This window comes from Paenibacillus sp. 2TAB26, from assembly GCF_052115145.1.
Taxonomy (GTDB): Bacteria; Bacillota; Bacilli; order Paenibacillales; family Paenibacillaceae; genus Pristimantibacillus.
The window spans coordinates 57749-71107 of record NZ_JBFRGC010000004.1 but is presented as its reverse complement, the minus strand read 5'-3'; the positions used below and the strand labels follow the sequence as shown (position 1 = coordinate 71107).

9 protein-coding genes are annotated in these 13359 nt (G+C 33.5%); 1 reads left to right on the top strand and 8 read right to left on the bottom strand.

Going from position 1 to position 13359, the window contains the following annotated elements; genetic code table 11:
- Positions 1–6: 6 nt before the first annotated feature.
- The 8 genes from AB4Z50_RS04775 to galU form a co-directional block, all read right to left on the bottom strand.
- Complete coding sequence (locus AB4Z50_RS04775; RefSeq protein ID WP_441876342.1) at positions 7–936, bottom strand: NAD-dependent epimerase/dehydratase family protein; 930 nt, start codon at positions 934–936, stop codon at positions 7–9.
- A 5-nt stretch (positions 937–941) separates the two neighbouring features.
- Entirely contained in the window at positions 942–1700 is a 759-nt protein-coding gene (locus tag AB4Z50_RS04770; protein WP_441876339.1) for a hypothetical protein, read from the bottom strand.
- A 13-nt stretch (positions 1701–1713) separates the two neighbouring features.
- Positions 1714–3309 carry a glycosyltransferase family 2 protein gene (locus tag AB4Z50_RS04765; RefSeq protein WP_441876336.1) on the bottom strand — a complete coding sequence of 532 codons (1596 nt, stop codon included), beginning with the start codon at positions 3307–3309 and terminating at the stop codon, positions 1714–1716.
- Between the two features lie 32 nt (positions 3310–3341).
- The gene (locus tag AB4Z50_RS04760; RefSeq protein ID WP_441876333.1) at positions 3342–5387 is read right to left on the bottom strand and encodes a glycosyltransferase family 4 protein; all 2046 of its coding nucleotides are present in this window, start codon (positions 5385–5387) and stop codon (positions 3342–3344) included.
- Between the two features lie 3 nt (positions 5388–5390).
- On the bottom strand, positions 5391–7574 hold the full coding sequence (locus AB4Z50_RS04755) for a methyltransferase domain-containing protein (RefSeq protein ID WP_441876330.1): 2184 nt from the start codon (positions 7572–7574) through the stop codon (positions 5391–5393).
- Between the two features lie 13 nt (positions 7575–7587).
- Entirely contained in the window at positions 7588–8865 is a 1278-nt protein-coding gene (locus AB4Z50_RS04750; protein ID WP_441876327.1) for an ABC transporter ATP-binding protein, read from the bottom strand.
- Positions 8855–9679 carry an ABC transporter permease gene (locus AB4Z50_RS04745; protein ID WP_441876324.1) on the bottom strand — a complete coding sequence of 275 codons (825 nt, stop codon included), beginning with the start codon at positions 9677–9679 and terminating at the stop codon, positions 8855–8857. The genes AB4Z50_RS04750 and AB4Z50_RS04745 overlap by 11 nt, the downstream gene beginning before the upstream one ends.
- 86 nt (positions 9680–9765) lie before the next feature.
- On the bottom strand, positions 9766–10647 hold the full coding sequence (gene galU, locus AB4Z50_RS04740; RefSeq protein WP_441876321.1) for a UTP--glucose-1-phosphate uridylyltransferase GalU: 882 nt from the start codon (positions 10645–10647) through the stop codon (positions 9766–9768).
- Between the two features lie 272 nt (positions 10648–10919).
- Here galU and AB4Z50_RS04735 point away from each other — a divergent pair, with 272 nt between their 5' ends.
- Positions 10920–13181, top strand: a complete 2262-nt coding sequence (locus tag AB4Z50_RS04735) for an O-antigen ligase family protein (RefSeq protein WP_441876318.1) — start codon at positions 10920–10922, stop codon at positions 13179–13181.
- Positions 13182–13359: the final 178 nt, after the last annotated feature.

The following is a 13359-nucleotide window of genomic DNA, read 5'->3' as shown; positions in this document are numbered from 1 at the left end:
ACCTCTCTATTTCGCTACTTTTCTTGTAGCATTTGATTTATTAATTATGTAATTAATACCTTGCTCAAGAGTAAATAATGATCTCCATGTTGTCGCACTTGTAATCATTGTATTATCAAGATAGCTATGATCGATATCACCTTCACGACCAGATATGTACTCTGGACTTATATTTATATTTAAATATTTTGTGATAATCTCAAATAATTCATTAATACTGGTAGGTTGCCCCGTACTTACATTGAAAATTTGGTCATGTCCTTGATTCAAAACAGTGAGATTTGCACTAACTATATCCTTTACAAATATAAAATCTCTCGACTGCTTCCCCGTTCCATGAATAGTTATACCACAACCAGAATTTAAAGCCTCTAAGAAGACAGAAACAACTCCTCCTTCACCTTTACCGTCCTGACGATCACCATAAACATTTGCATATCTAAGTATAGTGAATTTCATTTTATTATTAGCACAAAAAACTCGAATATAATGCTCCGGTGTATATTTTGAAATACCATAATATGAAATCGGAAGTTGTATATGCTCTTCGTTTATAGGCAGATATTGTGGATTTCCATAAACTGCTGCAGATGAGGCATATACTATTTTTTTTACATTTGCTTTTTTACAGTGTTCAAGAAGAGTGAGAGTGTTTATAATATTACAATTGGCATCCGCCAATGGATCATTCATTGACTGCATTACACTAACTTGAGCAGCATGATGATAAACTACTTCTGGTTGAAAGTTATTCAGTGCTTCTTTAGACAGTTCGGAAGTTATATCTGTATGTACAAACAATGCATCACGATTTAAATTCTCCAAAATTCCAGTAGATAGATTATCGATTACAAGTACTTCATGTCCATTCTCAATTAATGAATCTACCAAATGAGATCCAATAAAACCACAGCCACCAGTGACAGCTACTCTCATTTTTTTCAACCCCTAAATTTGTTTATGTATCTTTTCAATCGCTTATTTATTATTAGTGAAAGAAATAATATTATTAATGATAGTAGTATAGTAAATGTGGAAATAATTAAAATACGAGATAACATATTGATTTTTTTACCAATTGGCTGTATTAGAACTTCTTTTTTTCCACTTTCGGGAGAGTATAAATCCACTTTTTGTTCGGTATTATTGTGCGAAACTAGAACCTTACCAGACCAAGCATGCGTTCCAAATTTTAAATGAATACTCTTTTTTGCTGATATATTTAATATCAAAGGTTCACCAGTTCCTTGGGATACTATTGCTTTGTCTTTCACTATCCAATTACCTTGCAAATCTAGGGTACTTAAAACGAAAATTTGTCCATCAATTTCTAGCTCAGTAAGCCAAACCTCAGAACCTTTTGAGTCTGGATTCATTTCTCCTATTGCATTGACAGTAATATGGGTAATACCATATTCTTTATTCATATCAACTGGTATTTTCAATATCACTATTGAACTTATTAATAAACAAGACATAGCTATTATTATTTTTATTTTCTTATTAAATAAGACAAGCTTCATTCTGTTTTTTTTCAGTAAGTAAGTTATGGTTACTAAACCAAACAAGAATAAATAAGAATAGATAAAAATATGTTTAAAGACAGACTCATTATGCATTTCAATGAATAGTTTTGAATATGAATAAGAAAAAGAAATTGACAATAAAATCACTGCTATTTTTTTCAACAATGTAATCACATTCCTAACTCCGCTATTTAAACCATTTATTTACTTTTAATTTAATCAACCATTTAATTATTAATCTCCCTTTTTTTGAGTTTGCCATACGAATAAGTTCATATTTAAGATTGTTTGCACTTGTAATTTCCCCTTCTTCAGAAACGTATCCAATTCCAGGGTATGATATTGTAGGATTATTCCACAAATAACCTGGTCCGTTTGCATAATTCAGATTGAATAGTTCCTTGCCGTATTTCTCATAGCTTTCATTATGGAAACTACTGATTTTTGAGTACAATTCATTCACTATTTTACGGTTAAATTTCCTAGACATCGACTCACTTCTGATACGATAAAATACAAGCTCTTCGGGAATACTTACTCCCGCGCAACCATTTTCACACATAGATATCCATGATTCGTAATCCTCCATACCTCTATCCATTTCGAGTTTATTCAACCCATATTTCAAAAAGTCTTCTCTTCGAATAACAGCGAATGCACTTAGCATATTAGACATTAATAAGTAAGGAAACTCTGTATTAAATGTCACCCAAACATCATCTTTTAAACCAAAGAATTTAACCCAGGAGTATACAAAAGAAATATTTACATAATAATTTAAAATTTGAATGCATCTAGTATAATAACTAGGATGAATCATGTCATCTGCATCAAGAAACGCTATATATTTACCAGTAGCAGCCTGTGCACCTATATTACGTGCATTTGCTAAACCCTGATTTTCAATATCGATTACTTTTACTACACTATTAAAATTTCTAAGATCATTTAATACCTTTAAACTTTCTGAGTCATTGCTTCCATCGTTAACAATAATAATCTCAATCGTTGAATATGTACTCTTTAAAACACTTTCAATTGTCTCAGTTAATAAGCATCCAAGGTTATAAAATGGAATAATGACTGTTAAAAGTTCGCATTCGTTGTTATCCATACTAGATATTGTCCTTAAAGGTATGCTGCTACTAACAGGAAACCTAGATGAATGTGCTTGTTTCTCCTTGATGATTTCCATTAATCTTGCTTCCCAATCAAAAATTACAGAATTAATTGGATTAAAATAAATAACTTCTTTATATCCATTTTGATTCAAAGTATCTAATATTACTTTATCCCACGCTATATTAGCATGTGAATATGAAATACATTGTTTTTCCATTTGCTTATGCCAATATTGTGGAAATCGATATTCTATTTGATTTAATAGTGTCTTATTGTGTAAAGTCACAACGAATACATTATGAAGTTGCTTGTTTAGTGTCCAGATGTGCTGCAAAATAAAGTATGGTAGTACCTCGTCCTGATGAATAAATAAAACAATTGGATCGGACCTAACTAAATCCGTATTTTTCTCACCTAGTAACTTTATAATTAAATTAGACAATGAGAATGATCGAGCAAAGCCTTCTCCTAATTGAATATTTACTGGAACCTGATCTTCTGAAAATCTATATATTGATTTGCTTTTCAACCAATCACCAATATCTGTTTCTGATGAATGACAAAAAACCTTGGTCACATGACTATCTAACCATTCAACCAAAGTTTCCGGCATCATATTTTTATCTTCAGAATTTGCTGACTCTACATACCAAACTTCCATTATTTTTCATACCAACTTCCTACACCAGAATGCTATCTTTTAGATCTAAGTTTTTTTACGACAAAATAAAATTTTCTTAGAACGTTTACAGCTATTCTTCCTTTTAATCCATCCATACCATCAGTTCTATTTTTTAACTTATGATAGAAACTTTTAAAATTATTTTTAATATATATTTCTTTGATCTCACTTTCAGCAACCGATGCTTGTCTTATAAGTGGATAAAGAATATTCGGGTTCCAAGTCTTATTTTTAGTAGATCTGTGCAGCTTATAGACCGATTGCTCCTTATTTATATTAAGGAATTTTGAACTAATCTCAATGTATGCCCTTGGAATAACATATCCTTTTTTATTTATCAACTCCATCTCACCCAAGTTGCCCATTCGATTGTCAAAGACATCTCTAAGATTAGCCAATGAATCATCAATACTTACAATTGATCTAGTCAATCTTGAATAAGGATAATAATTATGATTTTCATACAAATCAAACTGTGAAATATTAGAATTTCCGCTGTAATAGCATCCTACAAAACGAAGATCAGAAGACTTTGAGTAAATTCTTTTTGCAACAGAAATGAATAATGGATCAATAACATCACCTTCGTAACAGGTTAGAACATATGGCATGAGCGACATTAAATGATCAGTACTTCCATCGAAACGTTTGGCGAATCTAATTTCTCCAAGAAACAAAACGGGGATTCCTGGTGGATCTAATGATAAAATGTAACACTTTTCTTGATCTACATCAGGATGATTTAAAAGTGAAAGATAATTACTAATATCATTTCCTTCATCTTTTAATAAAACAATAGAGCATTTCCAATCATATTTATTAACTTTATCTGCATTCAAATCATCATTATTTTCCTCAAAAATAGATTCATATGTTCTATTAAATGTGCCATTGTTTATAACAGAATAAGGATAACTAAGTTTACTTCTTAGCTCACTACTTAAAAACAGTGTTTCCATTTTCGAAACAAGATCAAGTGAAGTATTATTGTAGACCAAAGAATTCTTTTCATGATGAAAGTAATCATTAAACGCTGGTATGTTATTAGATATAATAGGTATGCCCAATGAATATAACTCATGAATACTATAACAAAAAGACTCAATACGATTAGGAAAAACCGCAAATCTGACGTTTTGAATAACCTTCTCTAGTTCCTTATGATTCAATTGTCCTGTGAATACAAATCGATTTCTAAGCTCTTCTGGAATTCGTGCTAACAATTGATTACGATAGGGCTGACCTGATAAGTCCATACCGTCATAACCAACTATATAAAATAAGGATTGGTTACTTACATTCTTCAACATAAACATAACCGCAGCATCTACAAGGATGTCAACACCCTTTAATTGAAATACACGTCCATAAAATAAAACATCTTGTTGTTTTTCATTAACACTGTATTCTATATCATTCCAAGGTATTACGGGTGGAGGAGAGACAATTAAATTTTCTAGTCTAACACCGTAACGCTCCATATACAGGTTGCTCCATGCCTTAGAAGGCACCATTACAAAATCAGCATTTTGTATCGAGCTTTTCTCCATTTGATACATTTCAAGTTTATGGATATTTAATTCATTAGGTATCTGTTCCATATCCATGAGATCAATGGTGCAATGTGCCCTAATAGTTAAAATTATTTGAGCAAATTCACCTTCAAAACGCTTTGCACGTACAGAAAAATAACCGATACCAACATAGTCAAAAAATTCAACATAGTTAATTAAATACAGTGAAGTTAACTTTACCAATCCTCTATAAAAACGATAGCTTTTTTGCAAAAAAACATTATCATATCCTTCACCGCAGCCAGACTCGTCCAATAATAACTGCGAAAGACAAACTATTGTAAGATTGTTAAAATTGGGTAGCTCTTGTTTGCAATTATTTTCATAAAGATCACATTCATGCTTGGGCATATCTAATAATAAGATAATATGATTATTGTTGTTTTTTAATAATTCTTGTATCGCATAATGAATAAACACACCGCAGCCACCTGCATTTATAGGTGCAAGTTCGTAAGAAACAAATACATATGTTTTAATCATTTTTCAACGCTCTCCTCCAAGAAACGTCTCTATACTTTGCTTCGCTAGTCTATTATTTTCCACTTTCCATTCTTGATATAACCGAATTATTTCATCTTTGTTTTGAAGAGCAACCCGGATTTTCTTAGAAATTTCTACCGGGTCATCAGGATAACTAACAATTAGATAATCTGCAAGTGGACTTCCTTGAAAGTAATGATGATTTGGACCTGTAAGGCATGGAACCCCCATGTCTAAACTTTCCAAGACAAGCAAAGGAGCACATTCGGAAAATGTTACATACAGATTAATATTATTAGTCATCATTTGGTTTAATAACTCTTCCCTCGGCACAGCATTCTCAATACCCTTAAAATCAATATTTAATTGCTGAGCAAACTCTTTCATCCTTGAAGTGTATGGGATTGCATTTACTTGAACATTATCAATTAGCGCAGCTGCCGCTATTTGAGTAAAAGCATTTTTATTCCACGTATTTCCAGATGCATAAACACCAATCCTAACAATCTTATCTTCAACTTGAATAGGTTTACGTAGTATTTCTTTATCTAGATTAACTGTATTTAGTATAAAAAAACTTGGAAATCCTTTCCGTTCATATAAAGTTGCCATACTCTGTTTAGCAAAACCCCATGCGTCAATTATACCTTCATTTACAAGTTGAATTATTTCTTGATACCTATACCAAGAGTAATCCTCATACATATGAGTTGTATTTCCATGCCAAAATATTTTTAATGATAAGTTTGGATTTAATTCCTTCAACATTTTAGCAAGTTGAAAATAACCAATTGCAAAACCACTAAACGTAATACTAAGGGGTTTTCTATTATTGATTAGTGAAGCAATATATTTAATTTCTTTGCTATCAAGCAGTTCTTTGACCGGCACTACGAATGAAAACAATTCATTTGTAGAATTGGTGACCCCAAGCCACTCTGGCTGGTGAATAGAAATGTTTTTTTCATAAGGAACTGCTGACAATAGTCCAATCAATTCTTTATACTTTATTTCATCATTTTTAGATTCTTGGATCATATTCTGAGGCAATACGTCTACAGAAACTACATCATTTTTCTTTAATTTTCTTATAATATGAAGTGTTTTGCGCAAAGGTTTTGTTAAACGATAGATACGATCCATATTTCTAAGTTTATTTATTATTCTCCAAGCAAGAGACGACTCAATCTCGTGTAGCCGGGATTCAAGATAAATGACTCGAGAACGTAATACTAGATTTTCCTCTTTATACTGAGTTTCTTCTGTAATCTTATTTTGCAAAATAACAGTTTTTTCGTTATTCTCATCAATTAAATTATTAATTTTTAATTCTTGCTCTAAAATACGTTTATTGATAGCTTCTTTCTCTTTCGTATTCTGTATGTCTCTTTCTTGAAACTCATTTAATTCAGATGTCATTTGAATCTCTTTTTCAATACGCATCTTTAATTCTTGTGTACGCCAGCCTACTTCACCTTCAAACTTTAAAATATTAGGTCTAATCCTTTGATCCATTAGCTTAAGCCTTGAAAACATAACCTGATTTTCCAGATGACCTTTAGGCCATATATCTGTAAGTTGTGTATAATATAAGTCCTGTTCATCTGATACTTTAGTCATCAACGTGCATGATTGTCCTATTAATTCATATTCTTTTATAATTGAATGCTGCCAACAGCCGTTATGATCTGGAAATTGCAGAGTAGAGTTTGATATGAAATTGTTCTCAAAATGGAGAATACCATGCTTTGAGACACGCACCAATTCCGCTAGTATCCCACTTAAATGTTCCGGTTGTATATGAATTAGCACTGAAACTGTATATACAAAATCAAAGTAATTATCAGGAAATGGTAACTTCGATCTCGGTTCGATCAATGTTATCCTGTTAATTAAATCTTGACGGCTTTGAAAACGTTCCTTTAAACTCTCCAGCATAGTTGGGCTTTGATCAACACCATAAAATTCAACATTAGGGATCATATCTAAATATTCTGCATGCCTACCGAAACCCACACCAAACTCCAAAACCTTTGTTTGTTTTGGCATATTTGAAAAAATACTGGTCAAAACAACTTCTTGAATACCATATAATGGTTGCATAGCTCTTCTTTTATCAACTTCATTTGCCCAATCAAACCCATTTTCTTGCCACCATGCTTCATTTTCATATATATTATTAGACATAAAATATTCACCCTTATAATTTTATTTCAATTGGAATATACACCTTATAATGCACTGGACGATCCAGCTTCCGGATAACCTCAAATGCTGTAATACCATCAATTTGCTCATACAAATAGGTATCAGAATAATCACGATTTGTAACTTCATTAACTGCTACAGATATAGAGTAACTTCCTTGTCGCAAAGATACTGGAAACTTAAACCTAATTTGTTTTTTTTCTTTTGGTATTACTGAAATCAATGTAACATTCTCATCGAACATAGTAGTTCCAAATAAATCAACTCCAGTAATATCTCTAACCAAAAAAGAAACATTTATATTTTCTGCAACAATATCTGAAGTTATTTCACAAACAAGTGTAGCTTGTTCTCCAAACTCGTACACTTTTGTTAACTCATTTTTTTCATTACTCATATAGGCACTTAAAAATCTAATTTCTCCTGTTCCATATTTAAAAGCACTTGTATCACTAACTTTAAGAGCATTTGTTTCTTCAACGAAATGCTCATTATTTAATGGTTTAGTATCCTCGACATTTTCGTTCATTTCTTCTCTAACCATTGCTAAGTATCGATTAGTTATTCTCTCAGCTGTTCCTTGTTCAATCATCTTCCCTTTTTTTAGCAAAATCGCTGAATTGCACATTGATTTAATCGAATCTACTGAATGACTTACAAATAATAGTGTGACTCCCTTTTCTTTTAACTGCCTCATTTTAGAAACACATTTCGCTTGAAATGCAACATCGCCTACTGCTAATATTTCATCTATTATTAATATATCCGGCTCCATATTAATGGCAACTGAAAAAGCAAGTCTCGCAAACATACCACTTGAGTAAGTCTTTACTGGTTGATCAATATGATCTCCAATATCCGCAAATTTTTCAATTTCTGAAAATTTGTTTTGTATTGCCTCTCTACTAATTCCGTAAATGGCTGCATTTAAATAAACATTCTCTCGACCGGAAAACTCAGGATTAAATCCTGAACCTAATTCAAGTAATGCTACAACCTTTCCAACTGTCTCAATAGAACCTGAAGTAGGAGTTACAGTACCAGCAAGTATTTGAAGTAGCGTTGATTTACCGGAACCATTTTTGCCTACAATCCCAACGGTATCGCCACGTTTCACTTCAAATGAAATGCTATCTAATGCATGAAACTCTTCAAATCTGCCTGCTCCTTTTTTATCAAAAAAATCCAACAATCTCGCAGCTGGTGAATCATACATTTTATATGACTTACTTATGTCTTTTATCTTTAGAACTGTTTCATCAGATAACATCAGAAAATCCCTTCCTCAAAAAATTAAAAACTGTTAATCCCACTATTAAAAACGAAATAGCTATTATACATGTTACAAAATAACTAGTAAGTGAAAATAACTGTCCATTAATAAAGATATCACGATACATTTTGATTATCGGACTTAAAGGATTAATTTCAAGATACACTCTAAATCTTTCTGGAATTAGCGATGTTGAATAAAATATAGGAGACATATAAAAGAGAATATTTATGATAAGTCCGACAATATACACTAAATCTCTCAGATAAATTCCTAATGCTGAAACAATTAAAGATACTCCTAAAGTCAAAATGATTGTAGGAAACAGAACCAATGGAGCAAATATTAATACACCATTAGGTGTATCCAAAAAAACAATCTTGCCAATTACTAAAAGTAATATTGAAAATGAACTATTAATCGCCGTGGATAATACAATGCTTGCTGGTAAAATTTCTAACTTAATTACTACTTTTTTAATGTAGTTTGCACTTTGAGTTAACACACTTACAGAACGGTTAACTGATTCAGAGAAAATGGTAAATGGTATTAAACCAGAAAAAATCATTAAAGTGTATAATAAATCACTTTTCTCTGATATATTTTCCCATCTTGATTTAAATACAACAACAAATATAAAGCTATACACAGCTAGCATTAATAATGGTGAGATCATTGCCCAAATTACGCCTAAAAATGACCCTTTATATCTTTGTTGGAAATCTCTTTTTGTAAATTCATACAAAAGCGTTCTAGCTTGATATAATGATAATAAATAGTTTTGAATTAATTGAAATCTCTTAGCAAACATAAATTACCTCATATACATTTATTGTTATTAAAATTCACTGAAAACTATTATTTTGATCATTTCATACGCATATTTACATACAATCATCATAATCGAACAAATTTCGAGTGATAAAGATCAATTATATAATCAAGTAACTCTTCTCCAAGATCATCATGTTTTAAGCCCATCTCAATTGTTGTTTTAATAAATCCCAGCTTTTCGCCTACATCATAACGTTTGCCTTCAAAATGATATGCAAATACCTGTTCAATTTTCCCAAGCTTATCTATAGCATCAGTTAATTGGATCTCACCGCCGGCCCCTACTTTTTGACTAGATAAAATTTCAAAAATTGCAGGTGTTAGAATATATCTCCCCATTATTGCTAAGTTAGATGGTGCTTTCTCTATAGATGGCTTTTCCACCATGTTTTTAACAGAATAAAATCTTTCCATGATATATTCAGTATCAACAATACCATAGCGACTTACTTCATTATATGGTACTGGCTGCACACCAATAATTGAAGATTCATTTTGTTCAAATAGATTTATCATCTGTTTTAGACAAGGAACCTCTGCTTGAACAATATCATCTCCTAACAGAACTGCAAAAGGCTCATTACCAATAAATTTACGAGCACACCAAATAGCATGTCCAAGCCCCTTTGGTTCTTTCTGTCTAATATAATGAATATCTGCCATATTAGAAGATCTTTGTACTTCATCTAATAATGCAAATTTCCCTTTTTCACGAAGATTATTTTCCAATTCAAAACTACTATCGAAATGATCCTCAATTGCTCTTTTTCCTTTGCCTGTTACAATAATTATATCTTCAATTCCTGAAGCAACAGCTTCTTCAACTATGTACTGTATGGTTGGTTTATCAACAATTGGAAGCATTTCTTTTGGCATAGCTTTTGTTGCTGGTAGGAATCTGGTTCCTAAACCTGCTGCCGGTATAATAGCTTTTCTTATCTTCATCTCTTTTCAAATCCTCCAATAAAATCTACTCCACCTTCGTTATCTTACCAAAATTCCACCTATAATCATACCTTAATCTGGGCCCCTGACCGAATAAATTGTAGAATTTTTCCGATTCCCTCTCTATTTCGACAAAACCTCATATTCTACAAATTTGTAAACTACATACAAATCGCTTGTCCTAATATAGTAATCTACTCCCCCATTTGTTAAAATACAAATAAAGCTAAATGTTTCATATCTACATAACGATGGATGAGGAGTACATACGAATGAGTGCACGGAACAAATCAAAAAGGAATACGAACACTTTAAATGCTGATTTTGCGCTTTTGAGGTGGATTGGGGCAATTGGAATCGCTCTATTTCTAGTCATCTTCCCCTATGAGAGAGCATTGTTTAACGGCTACGAATTAAGCTTTGAAGGCCCTATTTATGGAGCACTCATCTTCGGTTACGTGATGCTTGCCTTTACTGCATTTTATGTGTATCGCAACTCACAGATGAACAGTTATCGCGGAATTTTGTCGATTGCCGTCATGCTGCTTCCCTTCATTTATTGGTTGTCATCATTACAGGCGGTTTCAACCTATTATGCGAAGTTTATGACTCTCGTATTTTTCCTACTTGCTGCTTTATTCATAGGCGCTCTGTATTTTGCAGAAAATAAGCTAACCCGCAAAACGATTGAATACGCGGTTATGCTCTCTTCTTATTTAATTGTTCTATTTGGTTTACTCAACCTTTTTGGTCAACTCTATTATAAGGATGCGCTATGGCTTGCACATGACGGCTACCGCCTTTCGTCGGTATTCCAATACYCAAACTCATACGCCGGCTTCCTAGTCGCTTTATTTCTAGTTAGTTTGTATTATGCAGTTCACTGCGTGCGTCCATCTGCAAGAATCATTCATGCTGCCATGCTTGTACCGATTTGGATTTCATTCATGCTCACATATTCACGCGGTGCAATTGTTATTATTCCAGTTATGCTGCTTATTGTGCTGCCTTTCTTACGCTTAACGAAGCAAATTACATACATCGTGTTTATGGGCGTATCTGTAGTGGTTTCCATGGCTGTCCTTGGAAAACTAACAACGATTGCTGATAAAATAGCTACACTAGTTCAACCTACTGAAACGAAAGCGCCAAGTACAATTTCCTTGTTCAGCTCACTGCCTATGCAGGGCTGGGGATTACTTGTGCTCGGCCTACTCATTGTTACTGGCCTTATTATGCTTTACCATGCCAAAGCTGCTAATTTCCTAGAAACGAAGCTTACCAAGCTTTCTTCGTACAAATGGTCTTTTGCGGCTGTGCCTGTCATTACTATCGTACTTACTGCTGTAGCAGCGATCAGCCTTCTTGGCAGCAGTGCTATTCGCGGCCTGCTTCCTGACAAAATTGCTGCACGCTTTGAAAATATTAACCTCCAACAGCACAGCGTTTTGGAACGTTTAACCTTTTACAAAGACGGTCTTCGTGTAGCTGAGGATTACCCACTGCTTGGAGGCGGTGGCGGCGCTTGGCAAGCCATGTTTGAGCAATATCAGAATAACCCTTATTGGAGCAGACAAGCACATAGCTTCTTTGTACAAGTTCTTGTGGAGAGCGGTTGGCTTGGTCTATTAGCAGTCGTCGGACTGCTCGCGTTTGTATATTTTTTATACATCCGATCCTTTATTCGTTATCCCGAGCTTAGAGGCAGCCATTTTGTCTTTTTCATTTTTTCTTTGGCGCTGCTAGTCCACAGTGTGATCGATTTTGATATGAGCTATATTTATATTATCTCTCTCGTCTTTATTTCTCTCGGTTGTATGCTTGCTCCATATAGCCACAAGCTAATAATCGAACGTATGAATGGTAAGCTTAATAAATCTTGGCCAAAAATCGCATATCCAGCGGTTATGGCGTTATTGTCTATATTCCTTCTAGTCATTGCGATTCGAGAAACTAACGCAACTAGTAACTATAATAAAGCTATCGATTTGGCAGTTGGGCAGCAAACTTCTTTAGAACAACTTCTGCCTATACTTGATCGTGCCATTAAGTCTTCACCAACACAGCCTTATTATAAGCTTACGAAAGCTGACTGGCTGGAGCAGGCTTATAAGCAAACGAACACCGCTACATTCCTTGATCAAGCTCTTAGTACTGTAAAAGAAGGCAGAAAATATGATCCTTATAATCGAAGCCTTCTAATGTCGGAATATCGTTTTCTGCAAGAAAAAGGGCTTTTTGAAGAGTCCCTAGCAACGATTAATGAAGGCGTCAAAAAATTCCCTTGGGATATCAATCTATATGAAGCTGCGATAACCTCATACGCCAAAGCAAATCAAACTGCACTTACAGAAAAGGATGAAGCTAAAGCAAATCAATATGCTCAGCAGGTTGTCGATCTCTCTAACGAAGTTAAAAGAAGAATCGGTCAGCTAGCTTCACTTCCAGCCGAGCAGCAGCAAGGACGTACATTTGCAATGACACCAGGTATTGAGGAAGCAGTTGCCCAAATAGAGCTTGCTTCGGCACAATAAAGTGTTGTAATGATCTCGTATTACAAAGACTGCCCGCTTGCACAATTCATGTGCGACGGGCAGTCTTTCTCGTTTCATACAAGTTTCACGCAAGTTTCTTGTATGTTTCACGCAAGTTTTATGGCATGTTTTACTTCGTTTAAGAATAAATAGCAATAGAACGTTCTGATCGTTTATA